General features: G+C 66.6%; 15 protein-coding genes. 4 read left to right on the plus strand and 11 right to left on the minus strand.

The annotated features are described in order from the left end of the window. Window positions 1–218: 218 nt before the first annotated feature. From KEG38_RS42180 to KEG38_RS42190, 3 genes are all read right to left on the minus strand, one after another. Window positions 219–1058 carry a gluconate 2-dehydrogenase subunit 3 family protein gene (locus tag KEG38_RS42180; RefSeq protein ID WP_272426332.1) on the minus strand — a complete coding sequence of 280 codons (840 nt, stop codon included), beginning with the start codon at window positions 1056–1058 and terminating at the stop codon, window positions 219–221. A gap of 12 nt (window positions 1059–1070) precedes the next feature. Further along, on the minus strand, window positions 1071–3197 hold the full coding sequence (locus KEG38_RS42185; protein WP_272426333.1) for a GMC family oxidoreductase: 2127 nt from the start codon (window positions 3195–3197) through the stop codon (window positions 1071–1073). A 473-nt stretch (window positions 3198–3670) separates the two neighbouring features. Then, window positions 3671–3928: a hypothetical protein gene (locus KEG38_RS42190; protein WP_272426334.1), complete on the minus strand. Its 258-nt coding sequence runs from the start codon at window positions 3926–3928 to the stop codon at window positions 3671–3673. Window positions 3929–4386: 458 nt separating this feature from the next. Here KEG38_RS42190 and KEG38_RS42195 point away from each other — a divergent pair, with 458 nt between their 5' ends. The 3 genes from KEG38_RS42195 to KEG38_RS42205 all read left to right on the plus strand — a co-directional run bounded on the left by KEG38_RS42195 (window position 4387) and on the right by KEG38_RS42205 (window position 9024). After that, the gene (locus KEG38_RS42195; RefSeq protein ID WP_272426336.1) at window positions 4387–5922 is read left to right on the plus strand and encodes a serine/threonine-protein kinase; all 1536 of its coding nucleotides are present in this window, start codon (window positions 4387–4389) and stop codon (window positions 5920–5922) included. A gap of 105 nt (window positions 5923–6027) precedes the next feature. Next, complete coding sequence (locus KEG38_RS42200; RefSeq protein ID WP_272426338.1) at window positions 6028–7509, plus strand: serine/threonine protein kinase; 1482 nt, start codon at window positions 6028–6030, stop codon at window positions 7507–7509. 435 nt (window positions 7510–7944) lie between these two features. After that, window positions 7945–9024, plus strand: coding sequence for a serine/threonine-protein kinase (locus KEG38_RS42205; protein ID WP_272426340.1), 1080 nt, complete (start codon window positions 7945–7947; stop codon window positions 9022–9024). Between the two features lie 7 nt (window positions 9025–9031). Here the strand turns inward: KEG38_RS42205 and KEG38_RS42210 are convergent, their stop codons facing one another. From KEG38_RS42210 to KEG38_RS42220, 3 genes are all read right to left on the minus strand, one after another. Further along, complete coding sequence (locus KEG38_RS42210; RefSeq protein ID WP_272426341.1) at window positions 9032–11278, minus strand: penicillin-binding protein 1A; 2247 nt, start codon at window positions 11276–11278, stop codon at window positions 9032–9034. Between the two features lie 227 nt (window positions 11279–11505). After that, window positions 11506–13173 (minus strand): serine/threonine protein kinase, encoded by a 1668-nt coding sequence (locus KEG38_RS42215; protein WP_272426342.1) that lies wholly within the window; start codon window positions 13171–13173, stop codon window positions 11506–11508. Window positions 13174–13185: 12 nt separating this feature from the next. After that, window positions 13186–13479, minus strand: a complete 294-nt coding sequence (locus KEG38_RS42220; RefSeq protein WP_272426344.1) for a hypothetical protein — start codon at window positions 13477–13479, stop codon at window positions 13186–13188. Between the two features lie 178 nt (window positions 13480–13657). Between KEG38_RS42220 and KEG38_RS42225 the strand changes: the two genes are divergently transcribed. Beyond that, complete coding sequence (locus tag KEG38_RS42225; protein WP_272426345.1) at window positions 13658–15190, plus strand: mechanosensitive ion channel family protein; 1533 nt, start codon at window positions 13658–13660, stop codon at window positions 15188–15190. Window positions 15191–15233: 43 nt separating this feature from the next. Here the strand turns inward: KEG38_RS42225 and KEG38_RS42230 are convergent, their stop codons facing one another. From KEG38_RS42230 to KEG38_RS42250, 5 genes are read right to left on the minus strand one after another with little or no spacing between them, the layout of a single operon-like run. Beyond that, a complete protein-coding gene (locus KEG38_RS42230; protein ID WP_272426347.1) occupies window positions 15234–15737 on the minus strand; it encodes a hypothetical protein in 504 nt (167 codons plus the stop codon). A 27-nt stretch (window positions 15738–15764) separates the two neighbouring features. Continuing rightward, window positions 15765–17084: a hypothetical protein gene (locus KEG38_RS42235; RefSeq protein WP_272426348.1), complete on the minus strand. Its 1320-nt coding sequence runs from the start codon at window positions 17082–17084 to the stop codon at window positions 15765–15767. After that, window positions 17081–18118 carry a hypothetical protein gene (locus tag KEG38_RS42240; protein WP_272426350.1) on the minus strand — a complete coding sequence of 346 codons (1038 nt, stop codon included), beginning with the start codon at window positions 18116–18118 and terminating at the stop codon, window positions 17081–17083. The genes KEG38_RS42235 and KEG38_RS42240 overlap by 4 nt, the downstream gene beginning before the upstream one ends. Beyond that, a complete protein-coding gene (locus KEG38_RS42245; RefSeq protein ID WP_272426352.1) occupies window positions 18115–19365 on the minus strand; it encodes an outer membrane protein assembly factor BamD in 1251 nt (416 codons plus the stop codon). The genes KEG38_RS42240 and KEG38_RS42245 overlap by 4 nt, the downstream gene beginning before the upstream one ends. Continuing rightward, complete coding sequence (locus KEG38_RS42250) at window positions 19350–19955, minus strand: RNA polymerase sigma factor (protein WP_272426353.1); 606 nt, start codon at window positions 19953–19955, stop codon at window positions 19350–19352. Before KEG38_RS42250 ends, KEG38_RS42245 begins: the two co-directional genes overlap by 16 nt. Between the last annotated feature and the right edge of the window lie 26 nt (window positions 19956–19981).

A 19981-nucleotide genomic window follows, 5' to 3' on the forward strand; every position in this document is an offset into this window, starting at 1 on the left:
GTCGACAGGGCCGAGACGCCGGAGGTCTCCGCCGCGCGGGGCGTCACGGCGGCAGAGCTCGCGCTGGCCTGGGTTCACGGGCGCGCGCGTGTCCACGCGGTGACCGTCGTCCCGATCCCCGGCACCCGGAAGCGCAGCCGGCTCGAGCGCGCCGCGAGGCGCTTGCGTGAGGCAACCAGAGCCTACCGCCAGGCGCTCAACGTCCGGCAGCGGACGCTTTACGGGTCGAGGATCAGCGTCCGCGCCAGATCCTTCGCCAGGAGCTCGGCGAGCGCGTCCTCGGAGTCCGCGGCGTTGGCCGGGACATCGGCTTCGATGAACGCAAGACCGTATTTGTCCTCGACCCCTTTCCGGAGCGGAAAGTGCCAGCCGAGGTAATCGAAGCCGGTGACGGTATTGATGTCGTTGGGGCTGGTGATCAGGTTGGCCGGATCGGAGAACAGCAGTGGGCCCGGACCCCACCCTAGCGGGGTATCGCGGACCCTGTGCTCCGGGTAATTCGTCCAGTAGGCGATCTTGACGATGACGACCAGCAATCGGCCGAGGGATTGGAGCACGAGCGATGCGTCCTGCGGCTTCCCCTTGACCGTCAGCGCCGTGAGCGTGCCGCCCAGCAGCGCATTGACGAGGCCCTGCTGCTGGGCGTTCGTCAACTGGGCGAACGTGGCCCTGTTGAAGTCCTTGTCCGCGTGCGCGTCGAGCTCGGCGATGACGGCGAGCGCGTCGTCCGTCGTGACCCTGACGCCGATCGCGGGGACGTTCCTCGTCTGAATGATCAGGATCATGTGCTCGTGGAAGGATTTGGTCGGTTGACCACTCGCGGGAGCGAGCGCGCCCGCGGGTTTGTCGCCCGGCACGTCGGGATCGGCCGGGATGATGATGCTGGCAAAGGCATTCATGCTCGGGCCGATGCTCGTCAGCGTGCCCTTGCTCGGCTTGAACGTCACAGCGCCGTCTTCTTTGAGCTTCAGCCCGCGGATGAAAGCGGGGAGATGCCCCGGGCTCCACATGGGCACGTTCAGCGAGAAGAACGGAGAGAGCTGACCATCTTGTGACATGACGACCTCCTTCTATGCGCTTTCGTCTGCGATGATCATGTCGGCGATCAGGTCGGCGTGTGCCGTGATCGGGAGGTGGTTGTTCGCTCGGACGTGCGTGGGGAAGATGCTGCAGTCCGCGATACGAAGGCCCTCGATACCGTACACGCGGGCCTGCTCGTCGCACACGGCCATTGGATTGCTGGCCGGACCCATGCCGCAGGTACCGCTGGCGTGGAAATGCCCCGAGACCATTGGATGGAGCTGCTGTACCGTCGTCGGCACGATCGGGGTGAAGTTCGGGTCGAGCCAGTTTTGGAAGAAGGGCTGCGAGGGGTCCATCATCGCCGCGTGCGTGACCTGCGCAGCTTCGACGAGCGCCTCGGCGTCCTTCGCCGCCGGGTCGTTCAGGAGCCCCTGGAAAATCTTGGGTGTCACCCGCGGATCCGGTGATTCCACGAATACGCCCCGGCCACGCGAGCGCGGCTTGTAGTTGGCCACGCCCATCCGCACGAGCCGCTTGTAGTTGGTCCGGATGGCGCGCTTTGCAGCCAGCCCATGGTCGAAGACGTTGATCTTCGCGTTCGCGAGGTCGTTGTTGCCGGTCGAGAGGAGGTAGACGATCTCCGGCGATTCGTCGAACAACGTCGGCGGATTGCCGACCCTGAACTTGGGGTCCGTCCGCACCTGGTCCGTCCGCAGGCGCCCGCCGTACGTGAGGCCCTGGAACATCAGCGGCAGGTCCCTCCTCGTGCGGTACACGATGTTGATTCCGACGTGCTGCAAGATGTTCGCGCCGACGCCGGGCAACTTGTGAAGCAAGGGCGTCCCTTTCGGCATGCGTTTGGGATCCCCCACGCCCGATCGCAGCAGGATCGCGGGCGTCCCATAGGGGCCCGCGGCAAGGATGACGTTCGGGCAGAGGGCGGTCTTCATCACCCACACGCCATTCTGGTTCTGAAGGTATTCGACGCCCGCCGTCTGGAGGCCGCCGCCGGGCTTCTTCACGAAGAGCACGCGGTTCACGACCGCCTGGCTCTCGAGCTTGAGGTTTGGCTTGTCGCGCACCGGGTCGATGGCGACGATCAGGGCGCTCCGGCGCTCGTCGTACTTGTCGACGCGGTGGAAGCTCAGGGACTGGCGCCCGCCCGCGACCGGGTTTCCCTGGCTGTCGAAGCCGACGTAGCCGAGCGGGGCCTTGTGGAAGTTGTTCGTCGTGTTCGCGAGGAAGTTCCAATCGTTGATGTCGTCGACGAAATCTAGCGGCAGCTTGTCGTGGGCGGCCGAATTCGTCAGCGATTGGACGATATCTATCAGCACCGGATTGATGCGCGGGGTCGTGACGTTCGGGCGGGTATCACCGAGCAGCGGTCCGCCGATCCGACCGATCTCGATGTACCCGGTGCCGCTGTGGGTGCTCGGATCGATCGCGGGGTGCTCGATGTCGATGTCGTTCTCCGCCTTTTTATAGTGGGTGAGCATCGAGCTGCGGTTCCAGGGCGTAAGCTTGGTCCCGGGCCCCGAGCCGGTGGGGACGGGGAGCCCTCCCGGGTCGATCTGGAGGTGCTCGTCATCGATGATATCGACGACCCGGAAGGGCTGGCCATCTTGGTCGAGGCGGATGTAGTCGCCCGCTTTCAGCTCCGACGTGAAGTTGTTGCCCGAAACGATGTTCGTGCCGACGAACTGGAGGTTGCCCAGGCTTCCGGCGCCGTCGCGCAGGTAATGGTCCCACTCGTCGTAGTCCTCGGGGGCGGCCCGATAACACACCATGCCGTAATGGTGGCTGCTACCCCCGACCATCTTGCCCATCGCCTGATCCCCCATCGGGACCTGGAACCCGTAGCCGGTCGTTTCCGGCTCCCCGACGTAGGGCCAATCCTTCGACTCGTAGTCGTCGAACGTGCTTTGCGTGCCCTCCGCCCGCCGAGCGTTCGGCGTCGGCATGTCGATGCCCGCCTCCAGCGCGAGCACCTTGAATCCCTCGTTGACCAGGCGGTTGATCACGATCGCACCGCCGGAGCCCGTCCCGCAGACGATGAAGTCGAAATCGCCCTGGTCCGGCGTTTCCGCCTTCGCCACGCCCGGAAGGGCATGGCCGAATGCAATGATGCCGAGGCTGACGCCCCCCGTGACCGCGACGAACTTTCGCCTGGACAATGTATCGTTATGATTCGACATACTCCCCCATGCCCGGACCGGAAACGCTGGGCGCGCGATCCCCTCGCGCCAACCTGTCACTCGGAAGGGCGTCCGCCCCGCGCGCAGGGCGGAGCGCTCCGACGAATCACCGTGTACGCCCAGAGTCCTCTCATGGGCGCGCGTCGGCTTTCGGTACGCTGGATCACGGTACCTCGGGAGTCAAGCTTTCGCGACTCCTTCGATCATGCCGGATTGGGGCGAAATCGTAAAAGCGGGCCGCCTCGAACGCGTGGGCCTTTGGCCCTACGACGTGCGCCGTGCAGGATGCCCCTACAAGACCGCCAAGGTGATGACGCGTGGTGCGCGTTCGCTCGTGGAAACACGCGTGACCACGCTCATGAATTGCCCGTCGTGCCCATGCCGCCCGGGCACGCTCGGCCGCTCCCGTGGCACCCGGACGAACGGCCCTCGGGGACGGCCATACCGACGGGTCAAGTCGTGCCGGGCGTCTCGAACCTCGCAAACCGCGCGAACAGCGGTGGGAGCACGAGCAGATTGAGCAGCGTGGAGCTTACGAGCCCGCCCAGGATGCCCAGCAGCAAGGCCTCGTCGATGCGCTCCTGGGCGGCACGCTCACGGCGCTGACGGTCAAGGGGAATCCGAAGGACGCATCGCTCGTGCTCCAATCCCTCGGACGATTGCTGGTCGTCATCGTCAAGATCGCATACTGGACGAATTACCCGGATCACAGGGGCCGCGATACCCCGCTGGGGTGGGGGTCCGGGGCCATTGCTGTTCTCCGATCCGGCGAACCTGAACACCAGCCCCAACGACATCAATAAAAGGGGTCGAGGACAAATACGGTCTTGCGTTCATCGAAGCCGATGTCCCGGCCAACGCCGCGGACTCCGAGGACGCGCTCGCCGAGCTCCTAGCGAAGGATCTAGCGCGGACGCTGATCCTGGACGATTAGCGCCCGCCACGTGCGGCCTATTCGGTTCGGATGATAACATGGTAGCCGTGATTACAGGCACTTCCTGCAACCCCGCTCTTCAGGGGGGCAGACGCGTCCAGCCTGTCATGTTACCGTGGCCGCCCCATGCCTTCCGGTCCCGAGCGTCCTCTGGGGGAAGCGGGCTACGCGGCCCCTCCCGCTGCATCGTCGGATCCGCATGCCTCTGCGCCCTCCATCGTCGTGCGTTCCTCGATGGCGAGCCTGAGCATCCTCGGTTCGGAGATGACGTCGTACTCGACGCCTGACGCTGCTCTCGCAGCGGTCACGCCGCAGGCGGGCAGCAAGGCCTGTCCGACCTGTAGCAGGACGTACCCTCCCCACTTCAACGTCTGCCCGCAAGATGGGGCGGCGCTCTCCCTCCACGACGAGCTCGTCGGAACCACGCTCCGGGACACGTTCCGGCTCGTGCGTGTCCTCGGCGAGGGCGGCATGGGGCGTGTTTACGAGGCGCAACACACGCGCATTGCAAGCAAGCGATTCGCCATCAAAATGCTGCACCCCGAGTACGCCCGGCAGCCGGATGTGCTCGCTCGCTTCATCCGGGAGGCCGAAGCTACAGCAACCATCAAGAGCCTTCACGTTCTCGAAGTCTACGACGTCGATCGTACGCCAGATGGCCGTGCCTACATCGTCGGCGAGCTTCTCCAGGGGCGTGAGCTCGCCGAACACCTGGAGCGATCAGGCAAGATGGCGCTCGGTCCGGCGGTGCGAATCGTCCGGCAGATCTGCAAGGCGCTCCATGCGGCCCACGCTAAAGGGATCGTCCATCGGGACATGAAGCCGGAGAACGTCTTTCTCACCGGCGATCTGGAGAAACCCACGGCCAAGATCCTTGATTTCGGCATCTCGAAGGTCGACTCCGGCACCGGGCCCGCGCTCACCAAGACCGGGATGATCATGGGCACGCCTTCGTACATGTCACCCGAGCAGGCGAAGGGGCAGAAAATCGATCATCGCACCGATATCTATGCCGTCGGCGCGATCCTGTATGCCGTGCTCACGGGTCGGAGACCCTTCGACGGAGACGAGCCGACCTCGATCCTCATGCGTGTGCTCTCGGAGGATCCGCCGCGCCCGCGAACCCTCGAGCCCAGCATCCCGGACAACGTCGAGATGATCATCCAGCGGGCCATGGCGAAAGAGCCGCAGGACCGATTCCAGGATATCCGTGAGCTCGACGAGGCCCTGACGCCGTTCGATCCGGAAGCGTCCAGCGCGGGCACCAGCGTGACCGGGAGCTCTGCTTCGGCGGGTGTCTCGCTGAAGCGACGCGAGAACGCGCTCATCTCGGACAGGATGCTCCTGGCCGGCACCGCCGCGATCGGTGCGTGCGGCGCCGCGGGGATGCTCATCGCAGCGGTCGCGTCGATTCTGCGGCTTTCGCGCGGAGCCTCTGTCCGTGGCAACATCACAGGGGGAGAGTCAGCATTCCTAATTTTGGTCGTCGGAGGCCTCGTGCTCGCGATTGGCGGGTTCTTCGCCCGCCGTGCGTACCGGATCGTTTGGCAGGACGATGCCAAAGTCTCGGAGCTCCTCGCACGGCTCTTCCCGATCGTCGCCGGAGGCCTCGGCGTCTATGGCGCGAGCACGATCCTCATTCACCTGTTCGAGACGGTGTTGCTACGGCAGGCCATCGGCGTGGCGTGGGCGCCGTGGGACGTGCTGCAGCTCGTTTTCGGTGTCGGGTGGGCCGTGGGGACGTTCAGGGTGAACGCACCACCGAAGTGAGAAGCCAATCGCTCACGGACAGGGCATGTAAACCGGCCGCCCCGCGCGGCTCGGGGGATGTTTCACCTGTCCTCGCATCCGGTATATTGGAGAGCCTGAACCTCAATGAGTGATGATCCCGAGCTAAAACAGTATACAGCACGAATCGGAACGGTCCTCCGGGGCAAATGGCGCATCGATTCGCTCATCGGCGTCGGCGGGATGGCTGCGGTTTACGAGGCGACACACAGGATCGGCCGGCGCTGCGCAATCAAAATCCTCCATCCGGAAATCGCGGTCTCCAAGGAGCATCGAGCCAGGTTCGAGCAAGAGGCGCTCGCAGTAAACCAGCTCGGTCACCCCGCAGCCGTCAATGTCCTAGACATTGACACGAGCGAAGATGGATCGCCGTTCTTGGTGATGGAGTTGCTCGATGGTGAATCGCTCGGCAAGCGCGCTCATCGCTCCGGCGGCATCGAGGAGCGCGAGCTGCTCCGCATCGTCTCGACCGTGCTCGAAGTGCTCGATGTCGCGCACGGGCTCGGCATCGTTCATCGAGACATCAAACCTGATAATCTGTTTTTGACCTCTTCAGGCGGCGTCAAAGTCCTCGACTTCGGGATCGCTCGAATGAAACAGGGCGGCTCCAATGTTCGTACACGTATCGGCTCGATGCTCGGGACGATACCTTATATGTCGCCCGAGCAAATCGCTGGTCGCGAAATCGATGGGCGGGCCGACGTCTTCGCCGTCGGCGCCACGATGTTTCGGATCCTGACAAAACGCCATGTGCACGAGGGCTCCATGGAAAGCGAGCTCCTCATCAAGATGGCGACGCAGCCTGCGCCGGCCCTGCGCACCGTTGCCCCCTCTGTCAGCCCAGAGGTTTGCGCCATCGTCGATCGCGCGCTCGCTTTCGATCTATCGCGCCGCTATCCAACGGCCCGCGCCATGCGTGAAGACATCGAGCGAGTTCTGGGCGCCAAGGCTACCCCTCACGCGCCAGTTCCGGTGTCGATCCGAGCCGACGCGTCGACTGGAATCAGTGTCGATGGGCCGACGATGGCTGCTCCTGCTCCCGACCAAGCGATGCAGGCACCAATGGTCACTCCTGCTCCCGACCAAGCGATGCAGGCACCCGTCGCCACGTCCGTGCGGCCTCAATCTGCTGCAACCAGCGCAGGAGCAGGCTCGAATTCCCGGTTCTTGATGATTGCAGTGATTGGCTCTTTTGCTGTCGCTGTATGCCTCGCCGTTGTCTTCTTCGTCGTTCGTTCGGGGGACTCCGCCGAAGACACTCGTGAGAGCGCGGACGATGACACATCTCGAGAGGACAAGGCGAGCGGCACGATGGCCGCGTCTTCCAATACCAGCAAGCCATCCTCGACCGCTGGGCCCTCATCGACGCGCCGGCCCGCCCCAAATGGCAAGTATCGGCTACTCCTCAAGGACGGCAAATATCCATTTTGCGTCACGTCGAAATTGAAAAATGCATATCCAGTACGCACGAATGACGAGGGCGTCAAAGTGTGCAGTGGCACCCCCGAAGGGCCCATTCCGGTTGACGGCCTCAAAGCCTACCACCCCTCCGAGTTTCAATGGGAATAGCTAGAGGCGTGCACCTTCGGGACGGGGCTTTGGGCTCCGGCGATGCGGGCGGCGTCCAGCGAGCTACGGCCCGTTGCACTGTGGTCATCCTTGTAGGCTGATGTCGGTGTACGGGACCAACTCCACGAACATCACGGAACTACACAGCTTTCCGTGCCGTGGGGTGGATCGAGCATGATGTCCACTCGGACGGCGGTGCGGTTCCTCCGCTCTCAGCACCTTTGTCCGTGTACACTCCTCGACATGGCAGGGATCATCCCACCCAAGGGGCGCTCGAGCACCGACGATGACGTCACGGTGCCGATGATCGGGAACCGACGCGACGCATCCGTCGTTGAGCTCTCGAACTCGGCGCTTGGGGAAGAAAAGACTACGGTACGGTGGACGGACGACGCACCCACGTTGGTGCGCTCAGACAATGACGCACCCACGTTGGTGCGCTCGGACAACCAAGCGCCAGCGCTGATCGGGAGCTTGATCTCGGAGAGGTACCGCGTCCACGAGCTTCTCGGGGAGGGCGGCATGGGAGCCGTGTACCGCGGCGAGCAGGTGCACCTGCGCAAGCAGGTCGCGATCAAAGTCCTCCAGCCGGGCGCCCGGAACCTCCCCCAGATCGTGGCGCGGTTCGAGCGCGAGGCGATCGCGGGGGCGCATATCCAGCATCCGAACGTGGTCTCGGCGAGCGACTTCGGTCAGCTCCCGGATCGGTCGCATTTTCTCGTCCTCGAGTATGTCGAGGGCACCCCGCTCCAGGACGTGATCGCCTCGGCACCGCTCCCCGCGCGACGCGCGCTCCACATCGCGAGGCAGATCGCGTCTGCTCTGGAGGCGGTACACGCGAAGGGGATCGTGCACCGCGATGTGAAGCCGCAAAACATCCTTCTCGGCGCCCATGATCAGGTCAAGCTCATCGATTTCGGCCTCGCCAAGGTGAACGTAGAGCTCCTGTCCACCGAAAGCCGCGAGGCCGCGCGCAAAGGCCAGGACCTCACCGCTGCCGACCAAGTCCTCGGCACGCTCAGTTATCTCGCGCCGGAGGCCGTGCGCGGCATGGAGGCCGTCGATGCTCGCGCGGATCTTTATGCGCTTGGACTCATGTTGTACGAAATGCTGTCCGGGCGAGGCCCGTTCGACGCGAGCGACGGCCAATCTTCCTTCCGGCAGCGGCTCCTCGAGGAAGCGCCCCCACTCCGCCAGCGTGCTCCGGGAGCAGGTATCCGCCCCGAAGTAGAGGCGATCGTGATGCGGCTCGTCCAGCGAGACCCAACCCAACGTTATCCGACGGCGACCAACGTGATCGCGGCCATCGACGGGGCCATTGCGGCGATGGAGGGCGCGCCGAGGCAGATCGAGCCGACCGTTTCGATGCACCTCGGTGCTCCGGGGCACCCGACGAGCGCGACGCCGCTCGCGCCCCGGTGGACCTCGCCGGCGATGCGGCCGTGGCTCATTGCGTCCATCGTCGTATCGCTCTTGCTCAGCGTCGCGCTCTTGATCGCCATCCTGAGCAACTGACCGAGACTCAAAAAGGCCACAGCGAGGGAGCAGGCTCGTTGCTCGACGGCAGCTCCGCGGGCCCCGTCGGTTCGGTGCCCGCAAGGAACACCTCCTCGATGCCCCCGACACCCAGCGGCGCGAGTTGACCGGTCTGCGGATCGATGGGCACGCGCACGAGCCCGACCTGCGGCGCGGCGAAGTCGGTACGCGGTATCGTCTTGTGTGCCTCCTGCATGAACGCGATGAAGGCCGGCAGCGACGTCGTGCCGCCCGTCTCTCCGGCGCCGAGCGGAGAGGCGTCGTCGTAACCCGTCCAGACGGCGCATGCGATAGCCGGCGAGTAACCCACGAACCAGGTGTCTTTCGCAGCATTCGAGGTGCCCGTCTTGCCCGCGACGGGTATCGTCATGGAGCGCGCGCGCTTGGCTGTCCCCGTCTCGACGACCGAACGCAAGAGGCTCGTCATGATGTAGCCCTCGGCTTCCTCCATCACGCGGCGTGGAGGCGTTGCGTCGGGTAGCGGCAGCGGCTTGCCGTCCGGGTCGGTGATGCTCCGAATGAGCACCGGCTCACGGTACGTGCCGCCAGCGGCGAACGTATTGTACGCGGCGACCATCTCGAACGGCGTAACCTCGTAAGCTCCGAGCGCCAGCGACAGATCCGCGCCGAGCTTCGAGGCGATGCCCAGGGATTGCGCCCACGCCGCGACCTTGGCCGGCCCGAGCTTGTCGAGCGTCCACACCGCGGCGACGTTGACGCTCGTGGCAAGCGCCTCACGCAGCCGACGCGGAGACTGTCCGTCGCTCTCGTCGTAGTTGGCGGGTCGGTATCTCCCTCCGAGAGCGGCCGGCTCGGTCTCGAGAATCGACGCCGCGGTGAAAACGCGCGTGTGGATCCCGTAGCTGTAAACGATCGGTTTGAACGTCGAGGCAGGCTGCCGATGCGCCGACCTCGTCCGATCGAGGGCGCCGCGCACGGCGTCATAGCCGCCAACGACCGCGAGCACTTCGGCCGTACGGACGTCGAGGGCGACGAGCGCAGCCTGGGGCCCAAGCGCGAGCTCCAGCCGTCCGCTGCGCGGGTCGTCGTCGGCAAAGGTGACACGCACGACCTTGCCGACCTCGGCAAACTGGCTCGGGGGTAGATTGCGAGGATTATAGCGCTTCGCTTTGTCCAACTTCACGGTGCCTTCGGCCGTACCGACGCTCACGGTGAGCGTGCCGCGTCCGTCGTCGGCCTTTGTGACCACGCCATTGTAGACGCGCCCGCCGCCCGGCGTGGGGGTTCCCTTGAAGGGAGCCGGATCGCCCTTGCCACGCTTGAGCGGAGCGACGAGCCCGCGGCGTGCGGCGTACGCGTCGAGGTTATTGCGCACCGCCGCCCTCGCCGCTGACTGCAGCTTTGGGTCGATCGTGGTCGTCACCGTGTAGCCACCCTGATCGGCCTGCGGGCCGGCCACGGCGACCAGCTTGCGCTCGACCTCGGCCACGACCTCGGGCGCCAGCTCCGCATTGTTTTCCGGCAAGGGGGCGAGGGTGATTTTCTGGCGAGCGGCGGCTTCCACGTCGGCGAGCGGCGCGAATCCTTTGTCGCCCATCTGCCGTAGTACGTAGCGCTGCCGCTCCTCGGCCTTGGCGAGGTCGACGCGCGGAGAGTAGACGCTTGGCCCCTTCACCAGGCCCGCGAGCGTGGCTGCTTCGGCGAGCTGCACGTCTCGAACGCTCTTGCCGAAGTAGTACCGCGCTGCTTCTTCAATGCCGTAGCGACCATGCCCGAAATAGATGTGATTGAGGTAAAGCTCGAGGATCTCGTCCTTCGTGAGCTCCTGTTCGATGCGGCGCGCGAGGATGAGCTCACGGATTTTGCGCGCGAAGGTGCGCTCGTTCGTGAGGAGCACATTCTTGACGACTTGCTGGGTGATCGTGCTGCCGCCCTGGCGCGTTCGCCCGGACCACAGGTTCACCAGAAGTGCCCGCAGGATGCCGAAGTAGTTCAGCCCCTCGTGCGAGTAGAAGCTTGCGTCTTCCGCAGCCAAGGCAGCGAACTTCATGCTCTTTGGCACCGTCGAGATCGGGACGACCGTGCGTCGCACGGTGAAGAGCTCCGCGAGTGGTGTCCCGTCGCGCGCGAGGATGCGCGTGACCTGCGGCGGACGGTAGTTCTTGAGCTCCGCGGTCTCTGGCAGGCCTTGGCCGTAGTACAAGATGAGGGCCGCAAACGAAAGAAAACCGAGGCCCAGCAGTATCGAAGCGGCCGTAGCGATGCGCCACATCCACCGCCGCAAGCGTCGTTTCCAAGACACCTTTCGCCTGCGCTGCTGGTCGCTGCCTGCGGGCGGTGGCGGCCCTGGCTGTACGTCGGGGATCGTCGGAGGGACGGCGTGCGGCGAGCGCGCGCTCGCCTTCGCGTCGAGAGGACGGCTGTCGGCGTGCGAGCCGGACGCGACCTTGTCAGGGCTGTCAAACCGATTCGTGGCCATTCACATTCCCCGCATGTTCGTCATTCAGGGCATTTGGCTCCACACACGGTGATATCGCCCGCACAGGTCTCGCTCTGCTGCGGACACGCGCCGAACACGCATCGGGATCCAGGCGTGCAGTGCACCAGGCATGGGGTGCCCTCGATGCAGTTGATCACGCAATCCCCTTCGCACGAGACCTTGCACGTCAACGATCCCGTGCAGTCTACCTGCGCATCGCGGCGCGCTCCTATCTCGCAGCCGCGCGGGTCTTTACATGAGACCTCGCACGCGTCGTCGCACACGTAGTCACAGGCGTTGGTCGTCATGCAGTTGGTATGTGGCAGGGCGCCAGCCCCTTGCCCGTTGCCGCGGGGCGGCTGGCTCGGCAGGCGAGGCTTGTCGCCGCCCGTTTTCGCGAGGCTGGGATCGATAACCGCAGCCGTGCTGCGAGTTCCAGGCGCGACCGCGGGGCTCCGTGTGGACGGCGAGGCCGGTGGCCTGAGCGTCCGGCTCGACGCGGAAGGCGTCGCGTCGGAATCGACGTGCACCGCACGGTAATACACGAGGGCGAGCACGCCTGCGCCGAGCAACGGGAACGCCAGCGCGGCCCATCGCAGTCTTCGTCCGCGTACCGTGGTCACCGTCCACTGCGTCGCCTGGGTGAAGACCGACGCGGTGGAGGACGGCGCACGCGCTGGAGCGACCGCCGATCCAGCGCGCGCCGATGCGGCCGATGAAGGAACGAGCCCCTGTCCTGCCCCCGCCGCCGCTGCGTGCGGAGCGGCCACCGTCGCGTCCGTGCCGATCGCCTCATCCGGATGGCTGGAGGCCGCGGCTATGACGACCTGCTGGGGGATGGCGAGCGGTTGGCCGGCTCGGACTGCGCGTATGTCCTGCAGCATCGCCCTCGCGCTCGGGTAGCGCTTATCGCGCTCGAACGCGAGCGCTCGATCGACGATGGCGCACACGGCCTGCGGCGCCTCCGGAGCGACGCTCGCGAGGGACGGCGCCGGCAGCGAAGACATCTTGATGAGCAGCTCGGAATCGGAGTGCGCCTCGTGGATGCGCCTCCGCGTGATCAGCCGAAACATCGTCGCTCCGACCGCGAACACATCGGCGCGCGCATCGACGTCTTTACCTGCGATTTGCTCCGGGGGCATGTACGCGATCGTGCCGAGCGTCGTTCCAGTGCGCGTGTGAACGGAGTTGGCCGCCTGTCGCACGCGGGCGACACCGAAGTCGAGCACCTTCAGGCGCCCGTCGCGCAGGCAGAACAAGTTGTCCGGCTTGATGTCGCGGTGGATGATGCCATGCGCGTGCGCCGCTGCGAGGACGTCCAAAAGCCCGTCGATGATTCGCAGGATCTCGGATATGTCCATCGGGCCGCGACGGGCACGCGCGGCGAGCGACTCACCCTCGAGCAGCTCCATGACGAGGAACGGGCAACCGTCCTCGGTCGTGTCGACATCGCGGATTTCGACCGCTCCAGGATGCACGAATTGATTGACGGCACGCGCTTCCTGATCGAACCGCGCGCGCAGCTCGGGTACGCGAGCGATCTCGGGGTGGAGAATCTTAATGGCGTCTCGCCGCCCGATCTTGTGCACGGCGACGTAGACAGCCGCCATGCCGCCGGAACCCAGCAGCCGTTCGAGCGTCCACTTTCCGCACAGGACCGTGCCGACTCTGCGCTCTAGCTCATCCATGCCGGCCGGATGCTAACACCAAATGCACCGGCAGTTCATGTCGTTTTCGATGTCCGCAACAGTCGGGACGGTTTGGCCCCACGCTCGCCGAACTCGCCCACGAGCGGCTTTGGCGAGCTCGTCGTACGTCCCGACGATCGGCACGGTGACCGTGAACGGTCCCGGCTGCAGCGTGGCCACGTTCACGAGCGGCGGCAGCTTCGCGTCGGGGTTCGGCGGCTGGCAGGGGATCGTGACTGAGGGCGCGACGACGAGCGCGAGATCTTTCTCGAACCCACCGGCGAGCACCGTCGGCCCCGCCTCCACCGAGACGATCCGGAGCGACGCGCAGCCACTCGCGTCCCCGAGCGGCAGCTCGATGGGCCGCGCGATGCGGCCGTGGGCCTCGGCGAGGGCCAGTGGCCCATGTGCGGTGCGACCGGGGTGGGCGTTTCTTGCTTCCCATACCCTGGGGCGGCGCGGGACGAGCTGATAGGGTGCGCCCGTGGGTTTCCTCTACGCTCTCTGGCAAGAAGCGCTCATCGCGCACACCTTCTGGTTGCTCACGGCGCTCGTGATCGCGCTCGTGGCGAGTCGGTTCTCGGCGTCGAGCCGGCCCCGCTTGCGTCCGCTCGGCTTCTTCCTGTCGATGCACGTGCTCTCGCTCCTCGGGGCGGCAGGGCTCGCGGTCACGGGCTCGTCTCTCGTGAACGAGATCAGGATCCCGGCGGCGGTGTTTGGCGGCGTCGCCTTCGTGGGCGCGGCGGCCGTGCTGCTCTTCCACGTCATCCTGCCTCGTCTGCGCTTGCACGCGCCGCGCATCGTCGAAGACGTGTTGGTGGCCATCTTCTCGGTCGTCACCGCCGTCTCCATCACGAGCCGCGCGGGCATCAACCTCTCGGGCCTCATCGCCACGAGCGCGGTGCTCACCGCGATCCTCGGCTTTTCCTTGCAGGACGTCATCGGCAACATCGCGGGCGGGCTCGCGCTCCAGCTCGACAACTCCATCGAGGTCGGTGACCGGATCAAGGTGAACGACGTGAGCGGGCGCGTTGCCGAGATACGGTGGAGGTACACGGCGATCGAGACGGGCAACTGGGAGACGGTACTCATCCCGAACAACGTGCTCATGAAGTCCCAGGTGACGGTGTTCGGCCGCCGCCAGGGCAAGCCGCAGTATTTGCGGCGCGTCATCCATTTCAACGTGGATTTCCGTTACCAGCCCTCGGACGTCATCGACGTCGTGCGCGACGCCGTGAAGAACGCCAAGATGGAGCGTGTCGCCGTGGATCCTCCGCCGAGCTGCGTGCTCGTCGATCTCGGCGAGTCGTACGGGCGTTATGCGTTGCGCTACTGGCTGACGGACCTCGACGCGGACGCCTCGACGGACTCCGATGTCCGCACGCGCATCTTCTTTGCGCTCGAGCGCGCGGGCATGCATCTGGCTATCCCCGCGGCCTCGATCCTGATGACCGAGGAGACGAGTCGAGCGGCAGAGAAAAACGCAAAGCGCCTTTCGAGGCGCAAGCACCTGCTCGAGATGGTCCCGCTCTTCCAGGCGCTCTCCGATGCGGAGCGGACCGAGCTCGCCGAGCAGCTCAATTACGCCCCGTTCACCCGCGGCGAGATCATCGCCCACCAGGGGGACGAGGGGCACCATTGCCTTTACCTCGTCGAGGACGGCACGGCATCGGTGCGCGTCTCCGAGGGCGGGCGGGAGCTTCCGGTCAAGAAGCTCGGGCCCGGGAGCTTCTTCGGCGAGATGTCACTCCTCACGGGGGCGCCGCGGCGCGCCACCGTGGCCGCCGAGACCGACGTCGAGTGTTTCCGTCTGGAAAAAGCGACCTTCCAGCGCGTGATCGAGAACCGCCCCGAGCTCGCCAGGGAGCTCGCCGCCGTGCTCGCGCAGCGGACCGAGGAGCTCAAGGCAGCACGTCAGGGCTTCGACGCTGCGAACGACGCAGCGCCGTCGGTAGGGAGGGTGGAGCTCGACCTGGTGGCTCGAATTCGCAATTTCTTCGAGCTCGGGGCCCCGTGAGTGCTTTCCACGGTGGCCCCGTTGGTGATGACCTCGCCGTCGATCAGGAACAGCTCCCGTTGCACACCTGCACGCCGTCCGGACAGCTCTCCACCGTGCCGGAACACTTGTCGATCGTGCAGATCGCGCCGGCTGCGCAGCGAACCGTGCAGGTGGCGCTCCCGGGGCACGCGACCGCGCAGTCTCCCGCGCACGTCACGTCGCAATCGCCGCTGCCCGTGCAGGAAACAGTCGAGTCGTCGCCGACATCCACGAAGCAGTTCCCCGAGCCGGTACACTCCGTATTGCATCCGGCGATGCACAGGAAGTCACAGGACCCGGAGCCGGCGCACTGGAGGTTGCAGCCCTCGATGCAGTTGATCTCGCAGTCGCCAGAGGACGGGCACACGCAATCGAGCCCGCTGCACTCGCACGCCGCGCCCTCCCCGGGGACACCAATCTCGCAGTCGTCGCCGTCGTCGTAGCGGCGGTCGTCGCCGCACGAAGCAGCCACGAGGAGCGGGAGGAAAACCAGGGCGGCAACGCGGTAGACCGTTTTTCGAATCATCTTCGTTTCTCCTTTGGACTCAGCCGTTCACAACGTGCAGACCCCACCCGTACACGCGAGCCCGGAGCAGCACTCCGCCCCGCTCGCGCACGACGTACCCACGGACTTGCACCCCGACGGCTTGCAGCTCGGGAACTCCCCGCCACCGCAGAGGCCGGAGCAGCACTCGCCGTTGCTCCCGCAGAGCGTACCTTCGGGCACGCACGTCGGGCTGCCGCCGAAGGTGCCGCATTTCAGCGCGCCGCCGTCGTCTGGATCCGGCGAGCATAGCTTGCCGCAACAATCGTCCGGCGTCTGACACGGCTCGCCGTTCGGCTTGCACGTGCAATCGGTACACGTGCCGCCGCTGCACGTCGAGCTACAGCACTCAGCGTTGCTCACGCAGGTATCGCCGACGACCTTGCACGCGAAGCCGTCCTCGCAGGTCTTGCTGTTCACGTTGCATTTCCTTGAACAGCAATCGACGTCCGCCTGACACGCGACGCCGCTCAGTGAGCAGCACGGCCCCTGGCAACGCGTGACGCCGTAGGAGCCATCGAGGCAAAGCAGCGCGCCTTGCGGCATGCCCGGGCAACACTCGCCGAAGGACGAATCGCAGATCTCGCCGGGCGGGCGGCAGTTCGCGGGCTGCCCGCATTTCGTGACGCCGCTTCCGTCGGCCTGACAGTTGCTCGTGCAACATTGTGCGTCCGTGGAGCAAAGCTCGCCGATGGGCTTGCAGCCGCCGATCGACTGGCAGAAAGCAGCTCCCGCCAGAAGCTCCACGCACGCGTTGGAGCAGCACTGGCTCGGGCCATTGCACGCCTCGCCGACGGCCTTGCATGCGCCGAGGGACGTACACTGCTTGATCCCGCTTCCGCTGTCCTCGCAGAGGTTTCCACAGCAATCCGCGTTCGTGTTGCAGAGCTCGCCCGTGACGCGGCAGCCGCCGAGCGAGATGCCACACGTCTTCACCCCGCCGCCCTTGTCCAGGCAAATGCCGCTGCAGCATTCGCTCCCCCCGATCGCGCAGTCCTCGCCGGGCTGGAGGCATCCGCCGCCCTGCGCACACACGCCGCCCTGGCACAGGTTCGAGCAGCAATCGGAGCTCACGGCGCATGCATCGCCGAGCTGCGTGCAGGGCGCCGTGGCGTCGCAGACGCCATTTTCGCAGCCAAGGCCGCAACATTCGATGGCAGCGCTGCAAGCCTCGCCCTCGCTCTTGCACGAGACCCCACCGGCGGTCGACCCGCCACCGATGCCACCCGCGCCGCCGTCGCCGCTCGGAAGCAGCACGCCGTCGAGATACGTTTGCCCACAAGCGAATCCCCACACGCCGAGCGCCAACAGGAAGTACGAGCGCTTCAAGGCATCACCTCCGCGCCAAGCACGAAGAACACCGCGGGGCGACCGAACGAGGCCACCTCGCGGCCGACGATACGGAGCACGGGTTCCGGGAACACGGGGCCGACGAAACCATCAAAACGGAGACGGACGCGGGGATGAATACGATAACCGATGCCCGCGCGTCCGTATGCGAGCGCCGCCCACCGGGTACCGGAGGCTGCGATCCTCGGCGGTTCGGCTTCTCCCTCGAACCAGAGGAGCATCGGCCCCACGCCGGCCCCGACGGATCCGAAAAAGGGTTCGTCGGGGGACGTGACGCGGACGCCGACGCCAGCGCCGAGGAAAAATGCACGCAGCGCCACCTCGCCGTCGGCATTCTGGACAAACCCAGGCGAGAGGGGGAGAAAGGACCACGCTTCGGCCGAGACGCGGCTCCAGAGAGACAAACGGCCCGAGAGCGCGAGGTTTGGGGAGATGGAGACGCCGCCCGGGCTCGCGAGGAGCGCGGGGCCCGCGAGCAGGGAGACGCGGGGTTCTCGGGGCGGAGGAGGATCCGCAAGCGGCGGAGCGCTGCTCGCGGCAGGCGGTGAGGTCGATGGGGCGGACGGCGCGACCGGAGGCGCCGCGCCGGGCGCCGCCGTGGGGGAACCTGCGGGGACGGGCAGGAGACGACCACGCAAGAGCTCGATGGCGCGGAGCGCGAGCAGCTCCGGCTCCACAGGGCCGGCGAGCGACTCGCTCACCCGCAGCTCTCCCGCGTCCTTCGCGCCCTCGCCCACCCACACGAGGATTTCCGGCGGCCAGCGCTCCACGCGCGCCGCGGCTGCCGCTCTTTCGGCGCGCGCCACGTCTGCGAGGTTTTCCCCTGCGACGCCGGCTCTCACGACGACGTCGAAGCCGAGCACGGAAAGCTCGTCACGCATGCGTTGCGCCGTCGGATCCCCGAGCGACGGGGCCACGATCACCACCCGCGCTCCGGCGTCGGCGAGCACAAGAGACGCGGTGACGAGCCCCGCAAGGAGCACCGCGAGCGCCATCGTTCGTCGTCCGCTCAAGGCTCGAGTACGCTCCTCGCGAGCGCAGCGTACGCGCCCTGCGGATACCGCGCGAGGTACCGCTTCGCGATCGCACGCGCGGCGGCCGGATCGCCACGCCGCCGGATCTCCAGCAAGCGGCCGAGGGCCTGCTCGGCAAGCTGTCCGCCGGGCTCCTCACGCAGGTACGTCTCGAACCACGTGGCCGCTTCTCCCGGCGACCGTTGTTGATCCGCCGCGATCTTGCCTATTAGAAAGGCGCTGCGCCCGCGGTCCCCAAACCGGCGGCGCGCGGCCATCAGAGCCTCGCGAGCGCGCGCAGGGCTGCCGGCGAAGCGCGCGGCGTCCGCGAGCGCGAAGAGGTCCGCGGCAGAAGCGCGCTCGACCTCCTGCGAGAAGCCCGCGCGTTCCGCCGCGGCGAGCGCATCCTTGTACTTGCCTGCGGACGCGAGCTCCCGCCAGCCGGGTTGCGCGGAGCTCTCCTCCGGGACGGGCGCCACGGGCATCGCCGCGGAGGCGCTTGGCGAGAGGATCGGCGCCGAGGGGTTCGTCTGGACCGACGACGGACCGGGTGGCGCGGGCTCGTTCGTCGACTTCGTCGCGGTCCGGGCTTCCTGGATCTCGAGCTTGCTCTCACGAACGGAGACGCGCAGGCGCTCGCCGGGAACGAGCGCACGCCCCTCCCGCAGGAGCGGCCCCGTAGCGATGACCGAACCTTCCATCATCGCGACCTCGAACGTCTCCGTCGCGGGGTCCCACCGCGCATCGAACGCAGTCCCGGTGATCCGCACCTCGAACGGGCCCGCGCGCAGCGCCCAGCGCGTGTCGTCGTGCGCGTGCGTGATTTCGGCGTGCACGGCGCCGCTCTCGATGAGCACCGCAGCTCCTCGGGGGTTCGTCTCGGTCACGCGCACCCGCGCGCCCGGCGCAAGCGTCAACGCGCTCCCCTCCGAGAAGCGCAGGCCGAGCGACGTCTCCCCAGCAGCGATCCAGTCGCCTGCCACGCCCTGGACCGGCGACGCGCCCACGGTGAACGAGAGAGCTGGCGTCCGCGTCGCCACGTACAAGGCAAAGGCACCTGCGCAAGCGGCTGCAAGGGCGAGGCCCGCGACGATGCCCTTGCGCCTCGCGCTCTCCGGGGCCTGCGGCGTGGGCGCGAGGAACCGGGATCGTGCGGCATCGAGGGCGCCGCGATCGGCCGACGCGTCCGAGACATCCGCCACCGCACGGCCGAGCCGTTCGAGGCGCTGCTTCATCTCGTCGTCCATCGCCCACCTTCCTCGAGCCAGCCGCGGAGCACCTCGTCTCCACGAGCGATGGCCGCGAACCGCGTCTCCGCCCGGTCGAGACGCCGCTTGATCGTCGAGAGCGACACCTCACACAGGGCCGCCACACGCTCGACTTCGAGCCCCTCGACGTACCGGAGCACGAAGGCCACGCGTTCGTCGGCGGGGAGTTTGTCGAGCGCGGCGTACGTCCTCCGGAACGCCTCGGCGACGCTGGAATCGACGTCCTCGACCATCGGCTCGGGCAGCTCCGCGGGCGCCCAGAACAGGAGCCAGCGACGGGCGCGGCGCGCCCGGATCGCCTTGTAGACCGTATGCGTCGCGACCATCTGCATCCAGCCCACGAGCGCATCCGGATCGCGTAGCTTGTCGAGCGAGGCCATCGCCTGCACGAACACCTCGTGCACGAGCTCAGCGATCTGATCGCGGTCGCAGCGGCCCAGGATACGCCGGACGATCCGCTCGACCGAGGGGCCGCACCGATCGAAGAGCGCTGCGCGCGCCCATGGCTCGCCCGCGCGGAGCCCGCGCACGATGGCCATGTCGTCCCGCATGACCGGCAAGGTTCGCACGACCGGGCTCGCGTTCCCCTGGGGGA

This window comes from Polyangium jinanense (genome assembly GCF_028435265.1).
Classification (GTDB): domain Bacteria; phylum Myxococcota_A; class Polyangia; order Polyangiales; family Polyangiaceae; genus Polyangium; species Polyangium jinanense.